We start from the raw sequence: 15,466 nt of genomic DNA, 5'->3' as shown, positions 1-15,466 counted from the left end.
CTCTAATTCCATACAGTTCTCTGTGGCTGCCTACAGAAGGAGGCAATTCAGACGCCCCAGCTGGCTAATCATTCGTACCAGACAAGCAAAAACGGGCCCGCGGAAGCATTGCTCCCGCGGGCTCGTTTCTCTATGCTCGCAGCACGTTCATCAACTGATGCATAGACGGCCGAAAGCAGGACATGCTTCAGCCCTTGTCTACCGGAACGGAGTTTAAAACAGCGTGCCATCCCTTTGGTGCAAGTCAGGAAAGCGCCCCCGAATACTCATAGTCTCGCTGCTGTTTTAGAACCTTCCTCGCCTTAGCAACCCACGCTGTAACATAGTTGGCCGGTACGCCAAACTGTTCTCCAATCTCACGGTTGCTGTATCCTTCAGCGAGCAGCCGGATGGCCCGCATCCCTTTTGCAGTCACTCCAGTGGCGTCTGCCTCGGCTCGATTCAAAAAGTGAAGGAGACTGAGGCTTGCCTCCCGCTGTTCTGTGGTCTCATCGTCCAGTACCGAACACGGCATCTCATCTGGATCGGTGGCCACTTCCCTGCCCCGGCGTGTTGCGTACTCCAACTGTGTATAGATCTCATTGCGGATCAGGCGGTAGGCATAGGTCGAAAAGGCCACATTATACCCTGGCTGGTCCGTCTGGGCGGCTTTACATAGGCCAATGCATCCAATCTGGAACAGGTCGTCATAGTCATAGATGCAGCCCGCGCCCAATGTATGCACACAGTCCTGGATCACCTTCCCCACCAAGCCCATATTCTCCTCCACCTTGATTTGCTGCTCATTCGTCAACGGCTTCAACATTTCATTCACCTCCAGATACCTTTCCTAACCGCTCCTTCTGTTCCATCCGTTCCTGATACAGTTTCCTGCTCTCCCGGATGACCACCTGACAGTAATACTCTCCCAGATGCCCAATGTGGGCGTGGGCCATAGGCGCCTGCACGATCATGCCCAGCCACTGATAAGCATCACGCTTACTCATGATCCCCGACTGGTACAGACGGTTGAATTCCTTATGGGCGTTATATCGTAGCCGCCTCAGTTCCGGTCCCGCCAAACTGCCCATCGGCTTCAATGTCTTTGCATGCGCCATCACAAAGGAATCACAATCCGGATATCTGGAACAGACATAGGCCATCGCTCCCTCCTGGTGTACCCTGCATAAACCCTCCGCGCTACGCAGAACCGCAGGGCTGCCGCAGTGGCAACGCAGGCGCCCACTGCCCGGCAGTACACTGTCCTTGCTGCGGTTTGATCTTCTCTTCATGCTAAAATCCTCCTCTCGAAGTAATGACATACGACAGACTCGCATCAGCCTGAGCGGAACCGAGAAAAACGAAAAAAACCGGAAGACCGCTGAAAAAAGACAATGCAGAGCCAAGCGCTGGAATAGTGGTGTCGCATCCAGCCATTGACTCTGCACTGTATTTCAGCGGCCTTCCGGCCACATTCTTTTCTGACAAGACCTGCGCGTTGTGGGGCCGCGGGACAGCGGCTCCGTAACGATTCCCCGCACCATTTCAGCAGGTCTGACGCCATGGCGCCCCGGCGTATCGAAAGCCTCTACGCAGTATCTTGCTATGTTGAAATTATAGCAGAATCCATCCAAAAAGTCAATAAAAATTACAAAAAACACAGTGATTTTCGCAAAAATTCCACTCATTTCAGTCTGGGAGTATCCATCTCAGTCTGGGACCATTTCGGGGCTCAGTATTCGTCATCGTCCCCATCCTCCCAGTTATCACAAACCGACTGCTGGCGCCGTTTGGCAATGTAGAGCGCAGCCAGGCCCGCCCCAGCGAGAGCCAAGCCTGTCAGGAACAGGATCAGCGTGCCGACTGGGATGCCGTTGCCTGAGTTTGCATCAGTTTTTTCCTGCTGCGCCGCATCCGCAACGGCGTCTTGCGATGGCTCGGCCGGCTCCTGTACAGCCTGGCCTTGCCCCGTGAGCGGATCTGGGATAGGTACCGTGGAATTGAGGCAGCTGAGGGTATAGGTCTTGCTGCCGCCCAAATCCATAGTCAGTACTCCGCTGCTGTCTACAACAATGGGGGCCGGGAAGACTCCGGCGTCAGTGCGTAGTTCAAACTCTACACCCGCCCAGCGCGTTCCAAGCTGCAGAACCAGTTGATCCGGCTGCTGTGTCAGTTGTGGTTCTGTGCCATCGGTATCGGCCAAAGCCGCTGGACACAACACTGACATCAACATCACAATCACCAACAGAGACAGGCAGGCCCGTCCCGTTTTCTTTCTCGTTCTATTCATCTTAGTTCATCTCCTCTTCGCAGAAAATGAATCAGGGTGAACGCACCTCATGCGTTCACCCTGATTCCAAGTGCTATCCAAATTCTACTGTGTTTCACCATCCAGCAAGAAATCCAGCGCATTCACGATCTTAATCCCGTTGATGTCGGTATCCAGCGGCTGATCCATCGTAATGACGACTTTCTCGTAGTTGTCCTGTACCGCCATCAGAGGCGCCAGTTCCCGTTTCCGTGTTTCAGAATCACTCATGGTTTCGGTCACTTGGATATATCTTTTGGGGCCGTTGCTGGTTGCGATAAAATCGATCTCCTTATCGTCCAGTTTCCCAATCGCCACATCGTATCCGCGCCGGAACAGTTCCAAATATATGATATTCTCCAGCAGATGGCCGGTGTCACCGCCCCGGTCGCCCAGCAGGTAATTGCGAAGGCCAGTATCCACGATATAATACTTGCCAAGTGTCCGCAGATAGTCCTTTCCCTTGATGTCAAACCGCTTGACCTCATAGAAGATATAGGACTCCAGCAGGGCGTCTATATAGGCCGAGATGGTCTGCACGGCTGGCTTGCTCTTACGGTTCCCCTCCTCCAGGAGGCCCTCCGTCACAAGCGTGTTGCCGATGGAGCGGATCGAGGTATTGTTCCCAATGTTGTCGGACAGAAAGAGGATGATCTTCCGCAAAAGCAGTGCGTCTGTAATGGCCCGCTGTTCCTTCCGGCGGCCGCGCTCCAGGATGTCCCGCACTACCACAGCAGAGTAAATGCCATCCAGCAGCATATGGACCTTTTTTTGATCAAGCCCGGTTTCCGAAATGGCTGGCATCCCGCCGAAGCGGATGTATGCCTGAAACAGTTCCCGCAAATCCATCATTTGTCCCTGTTTGTCAATGGCCCGCTTCCGTTGGCCGCCTGCGGGAGATTGATATGACTCCACTGTGTACCCTTGAAAATCAAGGAATTCCGCAAAGGAGAGGGGCAGCATCTTCACTTCCACATATCGGCCGGACAGGTAGGTGGACAACTCGGATGAGAGCAAAAAAGCATTGGAGCCGGTTACATAGATGTCGCAGTCTAGGTCGATCCGAAAGGAGTTGACCGCATTCTGCCATTGGGGGACCTTTTGAACCTCATCAAAAAAGAGGTAAAGCCTCTTCCCCGCCAGTTTCCGCTCCATTACCGCTTGGTAGAGCGCCTTGCTGTCCATATCGGCGTACTGCATAGACTCAAAATTCATAGAGACGATCTGCTCCGCTGCCACACCGTTTTCCCTAAGGTGCTCTTCCATCAGTTCCAGCAGGCTGGACTTCCCACAACGCCGGATACCGGTGACCACTTTTATGAGGTCTGTGTCCTGGAACGAAATCAATTGCTTTAAATACCGAGTACGGTTCCTGAGTTCCATGAACTCACCTCCCAGTCATCATCTTATCACATCCCTTCTAAATTGTAAAGTTGATAATATCAATGTGACAAATTTCGATTTTTATTTTTTTTGTCACATCAAAAGCATTATCGAGTTGTAGACATATGTGTGATCACACCCCAGATCCGGTTGTTCTCATGGTTGATACCTAGGATGCGCACAGTCGCCCTGGCGCCCCGTGGCGGCCGGCCGCGCTTGGGATAGGTACATAGGCAGTCGACGCCTCCGTCCAGGGATACGAACACGCCGTTGAGGTCCACCATGCTGACGGTGCCCACGTAGCGGTTGCCCACCACATATTTCTTCAAGGCCTTTTCGTAGGGGTTTTCCATCGCCTGCTTTACCGATGCGGACACCCGAGGGTGGCTGCGGTCGCTGCGGTCCACCTCCAGGACCTTGACCAGCACGCGCTGGCCAGGCTGATAGTGCTGCGCGGCATCCACCCACCGCTGATAGGAAAGTTCCCGCAACGGGATGTAGCACTCCGCGCCGAACAGGTCAATAAAGATGCCGGCCCGGATAACGGAGATAACCCGGGCCTCTGCACGGATTCCCTCATAAATCTGATAGTTGCCGTCCCGGTCGGTACGGAAATAATACTCCCGCCGCTTGAGTGCCATAGCCTCCAGGCGGCTGGCAGCCACTACATTGTTTTCCTGATCGACGCCCTTGACAATGTAGTCCACCTCCGCGCCCAGTCTCTTATTGAGCAGATAGTGGAGTACATCACCCCGAGGCTGCCCGCGATAATCCTCCGGCTCCTCAATAGCCTCCAACACCGGGATGATCACTTTGAAGTCCCCATGGTAGATGACCGCATAGGACATCTCCGGGTTGTCTGCCAGCCGCTCCACACCCTGGATTGTGCCGGTGAGGATCTTCTTACTTTTAAGGGATTCCACCAGATCCAGCAGATCGCTGCGCAGCCGGTCTGTATCTGTCTGCACGGTACGCTCGGCGTCAATGGAGACGACCCTCTGGCGGCGCCGGCCAGGCATCCGGAGTTTTGGGGACTGCCCTGTATTGGTTTCCTCCTCATTGGATGCCTCAGCGTCAGAAGCATCGGATTTGGGCTCCGCCTCAGATACCTTCTTGCGGGTGCTCCTGCGGCGCCTTGCGGGCGGCGCGCCGGCCTCCGCATCCTGAACTGATTCCGAGTCAGTCTGGGGCGTATCGTCATTTTCACCAGGCTGAAGCCGCTCATCGCAATCTCCTCCCGAATCAGACTCGGTCTGGGAATCGGAGGCACCTTCGCCAGGTTCGGTGCCTGGTTGCCCGCCAGGCTGAGGCCACTCATCTCGAAAATCATGCTCAGTCTGGGGAACGTCATCGGGTTCCAAACTGGATTCTGTTTCAGTCTGGGAACCAGAGTCGCCTTCACCAGGTTCAGCACCAGGCTGAAGCGATTCATCTTGGGGTGCATCCCCATCATTCTCAGTCTGGGGATGCGGTGCCTGGCCATCCGCAGCTTCGCCCAAATTTTCGTCAGTCTGGGAGGCATCCGGGTCCAATGTAGTCGCACTTGCCAGTTCCAGATCGATCATGCCCGCAGGCGGGCTCCCATCTGGGTACAATTCCGAATCGGTCAGGCCGGCAGTAATGCCATCCTGCTTTTCTTCAGAGTTCTGTTCCTGAATTTCTTTCTTGGTTTTTGCCATGGTATTGAGTCCTCCTTTGTTTTTCGTCGTGCTTCAATTACTCAAAAATCCGCCGGCGGCCTAGCGCTCTCATAGAGGGTCTTGGGCCGTTTGGCGGGTTTTGACGGTTGTTCTGGCGGCGCAGCAGCCGGAGGCGCGCTAGTTTGAGCTGGAGCAGCAGGCTTCTCGCCCTGTTTTGCTGCAGACGCTCCGCAACCTGCCGTTTTCCCTTTTGCCATCTTCTTTTTTTCCGGTGGTGGAGTTTCCTCCGCCTGTGGGTGGACCATCACCGGAGCGGGCTTCTCCTCAGGATGTGCAGGCTTGTAGTCCCGGATATGGGCCTTCACGCATTCTTTGGCATACGGGTGTTCCGTAAAGTCAAACTTCTTGGCCCGCAGAACCTTCTGTCCGCGGATGATGATGAGTAGTTCATCGTTGGGCAGGCGCAGCACCTCATCTGGAGTCAGTACGCGGCGGCGGCCGATTCCCTCTGTGTAGCGGTATTGAGGAATAACCTGCGCAAGGGCGATACTTTGTCGTGTGGTCATGGTGGAGTTGACTTCCACTGTCATGTCTCCGCTGCGGGCACTGAAGTATTGCGCCGACACATCATCAGTGGCTCCCAACATAACCTGCGTATCCGCGTTGCCTAATAGTTCCGCCCACAGATTATCGGGATACCGGTTCTGAAGCTGAGGCAGGCTCTGGCAGACCATCAAAATCTGCAGGGCCCTTGAGCGTACTGTGCTGAGTCGCCGGCCAAAGTCAGGGATCACGCCAATGTTGTTCATCTCATCCAATATGATATTGACCGGCACCTTGCATCGCTGCTCCGGCATACTGTCCGCATAGCGCACCAACTTAATGAACAAAAATACAAAGAAAAGAGACGACAAAAACTCAAGAGATGAGTTCTGGTCGTCCAAGATGATAAAGTATGCGCATTTTTGTTTGCCCGGCAGTGACAAATCAATATCCGAGCGACGGGTAATCTGACGCACGGCTTCGCTTTGCAACACCTGAAGCCTGGTTCCAAGGCCAAGCACAATGCCAGCCCGTACTGCATCACTGCCTTGACTGAACAGGCTGTATGGAGCCTTAGCTGGATGGTCCAGCGGCAGCCGATCAAAAATCATAGTCAGTTCTTTTTCTGTGTTCTGGGTGATCATTTGATAGACGGCCGGCAGGTTTTTCTCCTCCGGTTTGCGGGTAGAGTCCATATCCACATAAAGGATCAGGCTCTTGAGCAGATTTGCCTCGCCATTATCCCAGAAATGATCACTCTCACCATCTCCCTTCGTGTTGGCGATGATGACATCGGTAAGCACCTGTGCCATGAGGGTGTCCCCGCCCAGGTCGAACATACAGTTCCAGGAGTCGCCAAGTTCCGGCTGTAACAGATTGTAGACCCGAACCAGATAGCCGTGCTTGCGAAACAGTTCTGCCGTGTCCGCATACATTTCGGATTTTGGATCTGAAATCACCACGGATTCCCCGCGCCGGATACTCTGGAACAGCGCCGGGCGGATGATTCCGCGGGATTTCATTGTTCCGCTTGCGCCGAAGACGGCAATATGCTTATTGAGCCGGGTATCCTCCGGCAGACAAATGACGGCTCCTTTCTCCGTCTTGCCTAAGATAATCCCCTTCGCATGGCCGGGGCTGCTGATCTCCAGGATAGCACGCATCTCCTTGTCGCTCATCCACCCCGCTGTGCCATAGGTCCCCCGCTTACTGCGGGAGAAATTGCGAGGATCATAGTCGCCATTGCCAAATCGGTCTTGGAAATGGATGAAAAGATATACACCACTGCCGATGACTGCCACAAGGGCAACGCATTTCAGACCGCTTGCGGTCATGGCGCTCCGCCAGCAGCACACCGGCGAAAAACAGATCGCGTCCATTGTGGCTTTGCCAGTGATCCCGCCCTCTGCAAGCCACTTCTGATAATTGAGGTTGAATTGGTTGACCAACCCACCTATGTAAAAAATCGCCGCCATACTCAGTATGACGGCGAGTACAATTCCTATTGTGCGAATATACTTCGACTGCATGGCAGTCCCCCCTTCCAGTCAGATCTCATCTGCCTGAGGTCCGATCCCCAGCGCCGCCTCCAAGTCAGTCATGCTGATTTCACGCAGCTGTGCCCGAGGGCCGATATACCCGTGCAGGAATGGGCATTGCCAGGGGAAACACATGATCTCATATGGGACCTTGCTGTGCTCCAGCGCCTGCCGCACCCGCACAAGCCGTGCGATGTCGCCGTCCAAGTGGGAGAGAATCAGGGTATTCCCGTTTTGAGCGTCATACTCCATCACGCCCGGTCCCACTGTACGCATCTGCTCCGGAAAGACAACTGACAGGACCCGCTCTTTCCAGTCTGGGAGCGTTAGGAGCCTCAGCAGTCGGATTCCCTGCTCTGTCATTGGGATAAAATGTACGTGTGGATAGATACGGTCAAAACGCAGTTCTATGCGGCCGCTTTTATCCGACTCCAGCAAGGTCTGCAGGGCCAAATCCATATTCTCTCCCAACAGAAGTGCATGGTCTGCCCGGGCGGGGCCTGCATTCATACGGGATAATTCTTCTAAATGCCGTGCTGTCTTGAACTCGCCCATACCGCTCCACTTCATCACTGCATTGCGCGTGTTATAGACAGCATAACAGTAACCAGGGCTGAAGAGCGCGCCCGTGAGCCGTGTGAAAATCGTCTTGTTCATTTCCGCATGGTCCAGCCGCTTCACGGATTTTGCCGTGTAAAAACTCGCCCCATCCAGTACAACCTGCTGAATTGCCCGCCTTTGGAGAACAGGCAGTAGAAAAGGACGTGTCTCCACGTCCGCAACCAAGCACATCGCCACCGTCTCTGCGACTCGGTGGTTGCGCTCGATATGTTCCGCACTCCCAGAAAAACGATGATTGTGAGTGATGTCTAAATAGTGTGCGAGGGCTGCCGGATGGAGGGTCTGCAGGAGGGGGAGCGCACTCTTATACAGCCGGATTGTCCGCCGCTCGCCCCTCCCACTTGTGGTAATCATTTTACAGGAGCCAAGGTCTGCCCCAGTGGAGGTGCGGAAGTCCTGCACATGCCCCAGCCGGTGGACAAGGTCCTCCAGCGTCCGGCTGCTGCCTAACAGATGCAGAGAGCGCATGGGGTATTCCCCAGCAATGGCCAGTAAAAGCAGCAGGCGGTAAACATGACTGCCCGGTCGCAGTGTGATCATTGGGACTGCCCGGTCGTGTCTGATTTTAAGGCATGGCTTTTCCTCTCTTTGCCGCAAAACGCCTCCCTGTCACCTTGGGAAACCCTTGATTTTTCAGGTATTTTCCTGCGTTTCGGATTTACGTGGAAAAATGGGGTGAAACTGGGCCTCAAATCCCGTACTTTTTTAGTCCCAAATTTCGCTCGTTTCATACAGTCTTTCCTCCTCCAAATCATTCGCCTGTTCTGCCGCCAGCCATGTGGGGAACCGGCTGGTTGGGATTACATAGACCTCCGTCTGATCCTCTGCCCCGGCGGCGCTGCAATAGTAGTGGGCGCATCGCCGCGGCGCATCATCCGGAAGCAGGTACAGCGTGATGATGTCTGTCACCATGTTGACCTCAATGTTATCGTGGTCCCGATAGGCACGCTCCGGACGTTCCCGACAGTACACATGGCGGTAGGCCAGCACGCAATTTTGATAGAGAGCCGGCGGCTTTCCAGCAAAATAGCGCCGCAGCGCCGGGTAGAGATACTGCTGGATGTAGATGGGGGAGCCGGACTCCTTCTTCGGCAGCAGTGCAGGGATCTGCAAACGAAACCACCCGCGCTTTGCATATCCCATCTCCACGGGGATCGTGTCCATCAGCATCTGCTCCTTCAGTTCCGCTGCCTTGGGATGTCCGGTATAGGCTGGCAAGACACGCGCAAGAAGCGCGAGTTTCTCTACCTCCGCGGAAAATGCGAATGCCGCCCCGAACGCACCGGCCATGTCCTCCCGCTCCAGCAAACGGCGAGTACGGGCTAATTCCACCGCCGCTCGTCCCGCCCGATGCTCCGCTGCTCCAAGCGCCCGCTCAAACTCAGACCGCGGCATAGGTGTCCCCCTCGCTTTCCGTAAAGAACCGTACATCCGGCGTCTCCTGTCCGTTGTAATCCACAGTCGCAAACAGGTGAGGCGCAGATGGCAAGACCAGCTCCTGCGCCATGTTGATATGTGGCAGGACAAGGATATACCGCAGATCCTCCTGAGGCTGAAGCAGTCTGGTCAGATGCTGTTCGCCATCGTAGAGGACAACAATCTCATATCCAATATCTTCTTTGAGGAAGAAAATCTGGGACGGATAAGTAGCGGGATAGTGAGCCATAGGGTCCACCCTGTCAATGAACTGCAGCAACACCCATACGGCAAGGATCATGCGCTGATCCGGCTGGCACATGGGGTCCACCCCCAGATAGTACCCGCCGGAGATTTCGTGGAGCATGACCTCGTTCTTGAGCGCACGAATAATCTTTTCTGCCGTCTTAGGCGGTTTGTCCTTCAGCATTCGGACAATTTGCGCTTTAGGCAGCGGCCCATACTCTGTCAGCCAATGGATGATATACTGTTCTTCCTGTAACAGCATAGTTTTGTTTCCCTCCTTCCTCTATGTGTATAAATGGGAGAAATACGTATTTTGCAGGTTATACGTGTACTGTCCCGATATAGGGCCAATACCTGTGGAAGATTGTCCAGCAGCAGTCTGACAATGGCACCATCCAATTTCACGCCAGCGCACGATTTTAGGTAATCGCTGACTCGACGGATATCCCACGGACGCTTATAAGGGCGAGGCGAGATCAGGGCATCGAAAACGTCTGCCACTGCTACTATTTTTGCATGAGGGTGAATTTCAGCATCTTGCAGCCCCAAATAGCCGCTGCCGTCCAGCCGTTCATGGTGCTGCAAGGCCACAACAGAAGATGTTCCCAGCATCGTTCCGGTTTGTAGCAGCAGAAAATGTCCAATTGACGTATGTTTCCGCATTGATGACCGTTCTACTTCTGATAAACTGCCCGATTTACAACGGATGCGCACCGGGATCATTGTTTTCCCAATATCGTGAAGCAATGCCGCCTGATACACTTCGTGTACTTCAGCCGAGTCATAATCCGCATGTTCAGCTAGTATTCTGCTGATCTCCGCAGTCCGCTTGCTGTGTGCGATCTCCTCCGCTGTCAACGAGGTGAAAATATCCATTTCTGCAACTCCTCTCTTCTAAATTCTTTTTTGAATTTGATGCATTCCAAACCATACCCATCGCATCCAGTTTTGCGATCTGTTCCTGGGTGATAAACCCGCTAGACGCAGTGCCCGCACGAATTGCTCTCATTCGCTGAATGAATTTCCCAAGTTTGCATCCATTCTCCGGCACAATATAGTTCCCAGGCACCCTAATATGCCCCTCCCTCCGATAGTATCGGAGCAGCTCCTCATAGTAAGTATCAAATGGCAATGGAGATGCCTGGACTTGCCAAACCATCCCTAAGTCATTGAGCATCTCAATTTGCCGGTCTGTCAGAACAATATCATGGCCCGTTCCCCTCTTTGCCTGCCTTACACAATTGATAAAGTTGCCCAAATGGCAACCAGTATCAGGATCAATAAACCTTGTGGGAACTTTGATGTGCCCTTCTCGGCGGTAAAACTTTATCAGTTGCTGGTAATAATAATCGAAGTCCCGATATGGGTGCTCTCTTTTCACCCACTTCATGCCAAGAGCATTCAGTCTATTGATCTGGTCCTGCGATAAATGTCCCCTATCGGTCTTTTTTCTAATATTGCGTAAACGTGTCAGATAAAGGCCCAGTTTACATCCTGTCGATGGATTTATGTATGATTGTGGAATATCAATGTGCCCTTCTCTCTCAAAGTAAACGAGCAATTCTTTATAGTAGTCATCGAATGTACGTCTGGTTGGTTGTCGTTCAATCAGAAAAGTCGACCAGCCAGGTAGCATCTCCAGCCTTTCCTTTCGGGCTGCTGATAGACTGTTGTGCTGGATATATAGGATTTGTTCCGATAGCCACCTCCCTATTTTGATGCCTCGGTAACATGTGCGGCTATGCGGATATTGGCCGTATTCGTGGTAAAATTCCTGGAGGATGGAGTAGCAAAAATCCCATCGTCCCGCCCGCGTAAATAGATGATCGAACTTCTCAAGGATGGCTTCGAATTGTGTGGGGACCCCAGACATGTAAAAGGGTATAGGCGTGTTCTTCCCTTTCCCACTGCTGGGATGGTGGGAAAACTCAATATTGAATACACGCTGACCAGACTCTTCAACACGTGCAGACTCATAGTTGTTGACCAAATCAAAAATTACCGGGGATGTACTACCATCCGAACTGCAGGCGAGACAGCGTCCAATCTGCTGTAAATAGACAATCGGGCTTATCGTAGGGCGTAACATGACAACCCCATCCACATCCTTGATGTGGATACCCTCATTCAGCATATCCACGCAGTAGAGCAACCGTATTGCATTCCTTTCATTATCCCCAGCAAAGGCGTTGAGTTCAATATCAGCGGCCTTTTCATCTGAACGGCAAACATACTCCCTGATTTTCTTACCTGGTCCCAGCCAACGGTGCATGTCTTCCCGACATTGCGCAATATGTTCAAGATTCCGGCAGAATACGATCAACTTTGCAAATCTATTGGGCATATGGCACTTAAATATTTCGTCAATTCCTTGCGCTTCTGCCATATTTCTTTTAAGGCTTTCTAACAATGAATAACCAGCAGTACGAGCCCTCCCATAAGAGGCAACCTGCGTTAATGCGGTTTCCAGAGAAGAGACCCTTTCGTTCATCAGGATATCTCCCAATACATAGTGCGGCACCGGCAGGACCTTATCATTGATTGCATCTTGAAGGGTATAATAACTTGCAATACTTCCGTGAAAAAGTTCCTCGGACATATCGCGTGTGCCGGCCTTATCCAGATACCGGACTGGGGTAGCTGTAAATCCAATTAAGAAGCATTCAACATACAAAGCGAGAAGATGGTCAACCGCACTTCCCCAGTCATCCGCCCCACAGCGGTGAAATTCATCAAGGATAATGTAGTCCGGCTCCAGTTTCCCAAGTTCGTCCTCGTGAAGCAGGCAAAGTTTCTGATATGTCATCATGGTTGTATGGAGAAGCACCTCTGTATGCCCAGCATGATGTTTCAGTTGATTGAAGATATGCGTAGATGGTGCGAGATACAAAAACGAGTTATTCGGCCGGCGTTCTATAAAAGCCAGCGCAACAAAACTCTTCCCAGTTCCAGTAGGCTGGATAACCGCAGCACGGCGTGTATACTTGAGGGCCTCCTCCAAATGGTTGAGTGCAGCTTGGTTATGTGGGTAAAGTTCAATCTTCGGCATCTTTTCCCTCCATTCCACCAGTCAAACCCGCAGAAGAACCATTGCTTCCGCTTTCCGCAATATCGGCTACCGCCTTTAATTCGTTGAGCATAGCCTCCAGTTCAGCCCGGTCGGTAGTGATCATCTGCTGCTCCTCCCGGGATGCCTTGATAATGACCGGCACTTTGTTGCTGTTGCTGGAGATCAGCGCCTCACCGCGCTCAAACTGTGTGATACTGCGGATCTCAGTTCGAGTTAATTTCAAGACATCTTTCACATATTCTGCCTCGTCCGGCTCCAAGTTGAGGATGATTTTCGTCTTGGAATTATTCAGAATTGCTCTGCCATAACGGCCGTCCTCTAAGCCAAAAAAATCGGAGAGGTCCTGCGTTGCCGCAAGGGCGCCTCCTCCGTAGCCTCGAATAATTTTGAATATTTCCAGACAAAACTCCGCAGCCTGTTTGTTGGCCGCGCCACCAATCAGTTTCCAGATCTCGTCGATAAACACCATTTTGCGTCTGGTACGGTCTGCCTTCACCTGGTCCCACACATAGTCCAACGCAATCATCATACCTACCGGCAACAGTTTGCCCTTGAGTTCCGAGATGTCCAGCACAACATACTTATTGTCTAGGTTTACATTGGTCTGGCGGTTAAAACTCTGGGCGCTGCCTGTAACAAAGCGGCTGACTATGGTGGCCAGCCGGGTAGTCAGTGGATTTTCCTTGAGTATCTCATAGAGATCTCCCAGGATTGGCATAGTCTTGATCTCTCCCCTGCTCTGGTCAACATAGATAGAATTGTTATCGTGGGTAATCCCGAACTTGGCGTAGGTCTTGACCAGGGCCTCGTCCAGCATCTGCTCCTCTTCATTATTCATATCGGGGATCAGAAGGGAGAAGAAAATCATCAACTGCTGGATCTTTTTTGCCAGCATGGAGTCGATGTCGTTGTAATCCAATTCGTCGATCAGTTCCATTTCCGGTGTGAGTGTAGGACGAATCTCCATGACGTTGATGCAGGCGCTGGAACCCGGGGCCAGTTTGATATAGGTACCGCCAATTTTGTGGCAGGCACGCTTGAACTCATGGCCTTTGAGCGGAGCAATAATATAGCACTGGACGCCGCGCATCCGAAGCCTGAGCGCCATCACCTGCATGGTAAAGGTCTTACCGGCGCCAGATGTCCCGCAGATAGTAAAATTGGCATTCTTATTGACTTTTGTATTAAATGGATCGACAATACACAGCGAATTGTTATGCCGGTTAAGACCCAAGAGAATGCCATTGTCATCAGACAGTTCAAAACTGGTGAACATATAGGTCGAGGCCGCGCCTGAAGTAAGCACATTTCGTTTGGACTTGCGCTCCAGACCAGGATCGAGGTAGAGAAATGGCATGGTGGATCGCAGTGCCGCCTCCTGTTGAAACAGGCAGTCACCTACTTGGATGTCCATGGACTTCATCAAGTCACTCATCTGCTGCTTACGCCACTGCAGTTCTTCGTAGGTAGGGGCAGATATCGTAATGAGCACCGACATATAGAACAGGTCCTCATTCCGGCTGGAGAGTCCCTGCTTGATGTAGTAACCGGCCTGGATAGAGCCAGCCAGTTCCTCATAGTCAGTGGAGGTGTCCTGCAGTTCTCGCAGTTTGGTGCGGTTGAGCCGGATGCGCTGGGCCACTCGATCAATGGTCTTACCACGGATCTCGCGGTGCAGATGCAGATCCACATCTACGCCCTCGCCTGCATTGATGAGTGAAGACATCCAACCTCCCCGCACCTGCTGAGGAAATCCGTTTTTGCGAATATATAAGTAGGTATAGTAGGTCCCATCCATGATAATGTAGCCAGCATGACTCAAGTCAAGGCCGCGAGGGGCCACAAAGTTGGATGTCCGGATCTTCGGGACTGGATCGATGCCGACAACTCGCCTTTTTGCCGCCATCGCATCCACCACCACGCGGTTGAGCCGACTCTGGAAAGGGTCCTCCACGCAGGAACGGCGATTGAAGTACATATACAGGATTTCAGCTACAAATGCGTCTTCATCTTTTGGCTGTACAATACTGTTGCCGCATTGGGCGAAATAGGTCTTGGCATTCTGCGTCACCGTCTGCAACGCTGCGTAGATCTCACCATAATCGTTATCGGACTGGCGGCGCACCGCCTCGTATTGAAAAATCAGGAAAAACCGGCGGGACAATGCCTCACGGCTACCTTCCTCCCGGATGAACTGGATAGTACCACGCCCCAATTCCCGGCAGGCCGTTACGTCCTCGCTCTCAATGTCCGCCTCCAGCCCCGCCACATACTTGTCAGAATCCGCTTTGCGGGTTACGGACTTAAACTGCAGGCGCATGGGCGAAATTTTAAGCCAGCTGGCAAACGTAGAGATAATGCCCCACTGCTCCTCATTGGAGCGAAGCAAAAAGTTGATGGGTTCAATTTCCAGGATTTTGAGGTACCGGCCATCTGTAGTTTCAACGATCCCGTTTCTGATCTCTTTGAGGGGAATGTAGTCCTGTACGAACTCTAGACGGGCGGCTGCTTTTTGCCGACGGCCTGGGCTTTTGTGCCGACGGGCGTTTCCTGTGTGTGACTGTCGTGCCATAGTGGTATCCTATCCTCCTGTAATGCAATCGACGGCGCCGTACCCAAAACAGAACCATATTGGTGACAAACCGGAGCAGAGAGTCCCCGCCAATGCCCATCAGGGCGAAGACGCCCAGTGGCAACAGCGTCACGGTCATCACAACAACTT

The 15,466-nt window shown here is 52.7% G+C and carries 13 protein-coding genes; all 13 read right to left on the bottom strand.

The features are described 5' to 3' along the window. Nucleotides 1-244 precede the first annotated feature (244 nt). The 13 genes from BN1969_RS10355 to BN1969_RS10305 all read right to left on the bottom strand — a co-directional run bounded on the left by BN1969_RS10355 (nucleotide 245) and on the right by BN1969_RS10305 (nucleotide 15,316). A complete protein-coding gene (locus BN1969_RS10355) occupies nucleotides 245-805 on the bottom strand; it encodes a sigma-70 family RNA polymerase sigma factor (protein WP_050624226.1) in 561 nt (186 codons plus the stop codon). A gap of 1 nt (nucleotide 806) precedes the next feature. Then, complete coding sequence (locus BN1969_RS10350) at nucleotides 807-1,271, bottom strand: zinc-finger-containing protein (protein ID WP_070103375.1); 465 nt, start codon at nucleotides 1,269-1,271, stop codon at nucleotides 807-809. Between the two features lie 440 nt (nucleotides 1,272-1,711). Beyond that, nucleotides 1,712-2,269, bottom strand: a complete 558-nt coding sequence (locus BN1969_RS10345; RefSeq protein WP_050624224.1) for a hypothetical protein — start codon at nucleotides 2,267-2,269, stop codon at nucleotides 1,712-1,714. 84 nt (nucleotides 2,270-2,353) lie between these two features. Beyond that, the gene (locus BN1969_RS10340; protein WP_050624223.1) at nucleotides 2,354-3,670 is read right to left on the bottom strand and encodes an ATP-binding protein; all 1,317 of its coding nucleotides are present in this window, start codon (nucleotides 3,668-3,670) and stop codon (nucleotides 2,354-2,356) included. 107 nt (nucleotides 3,671-3,777) lie between these two features. Continuing rightward, entirely contained in the window at nucleotides 3,778-5,349 is a 1,572-nt protein-coding gene (locus tag BN1969_RS10335) for a S1 RNA-binding domain-containing protein (RefSeq protein ID WP_050624222.1), read from the bottom strand. A 41-nt stretch (nucleotides 5,350-5,390) separates the two neighbouring features. Continuing rightward, entirely contained in the window at nucleotides 5,391-7,382 is a 1,992-nt protein-coding gene (locus tag BN1969_RS10330; RefSeq protein ID WP_050624221.1) for a VirD4-like conjugal transfer protein, CD1115 family, read from the bottom strand. An 18-nt stretch (nucleotides 7,383-7,400) separates the two neighbouring features. Beyond that, on the bottom strand, nucleotides 7,401-8,552 hold the full coding sequence (locus BN1969_RS10325; RefSeq protein WP_050625460.1) for a hypothetical protein: 1,152 nt from the start codon (nucleotides 8,550-8,552) through the stop codon (nucleotides 7,401-7,403). Then, a complete protein-coding gene (locus BN1969_RS17970; RefSeq protein ID WP_145984960.1) occupies nucleotides 8,549-8,743 on the bottom strand; it encodes a hypothetical protein in 195 nt (64 codons plus the stop codon). Before BN1969_RS17970 ends, BN1969_RS10325 begins: the two co-directional genes overlap by 4 nt. Then, complete coding sequence (locus BN1969_RS10320) at nucleotides 8,718-9,407, bottom strand: DUF6100 family protein (RefSeq protein ID WP_050624220.1); 690 nt, start codon at nucleotides 9,405-9,407, stop codon at nucleotides 8,718-8,720. Before BN1969_RS10320 ends, BN1969_RS17970 begins: the two co-directional genes overlap by 26 nt. Then, nucleotides 9,394-9,936, bottom strand: coding sequence for a DUF5697 family protein (locus tag BN1969_RS10315; RefSeq protein ID WP_050624219.1), 543 nt, complete (start codon nucleotides 9,934-9,936; stop codon nucleotides 9,394-9,396). The genes BN1969_RS10320 and BN1969_RS10315 overlap by 14 nt, the downstream gene beginning before the upstream one ends. Beyond that, entirely contained in the window at nucleotides 9,897-10,550 is a 654-nt protein-coding gene (locus tag BN1969_RS17185) for an HD-GYP domain-containing protein (RefSeq protein WP_077138750.1), read from the bottom strand. The genes BN1969_RS10315 and BN1969_RS17185 overlap by 40 nt, the downstream gene beginning before the upstream one ends. Further along, nucleotides 10,471-12,723 (bottom strand): Helicase associated domain protein, encoded by a 2,253-nt coding sequence (locus tag BN1969_RS10310; RefSeq protein WP_050624218.1) that lies wholly within the window; start codon nucleotides 12,721-12,723, stop codon nucleotides 10,471-10,473. The genes BN1969_RS17185 and BN1969_RS10310 overlap by 80 nt, the downstream gene beginning before the upstream one ends. Beyond that, nucleotides 12,710-15,316, bottom strand: a complete 2,607-nt coding sequence (locus BN1969_RS10305; protein WP_050624217.1) for a VirB4 family type IV secretion system protein — start codon at nucleotides 15,314-15,316, stop codon at nucleotides 12,710-12,712. Before BN1969_RS10305 ends, BN1969_RS10310 begins: the two co-directional genes overlap by 14 nt. Between the last annotated feature and the right edge of the window lie 150 nt (nucleotides 15,317-15,466).

The organism is Clostridium phoceensis (genome assembly GCF_001244495.1).
In the GTDB taxonomy this organism is placed as follows: domain Bacteria; phylum Bacillota; class Clostridia; order Oscillospirales; family Oscillospiraceae; genus Lawsonibacter; species Lawsonibacter asaccharolyticus.
This window is presented reverse-complemented; position numbering and strand designations above follow the sequence as displayed.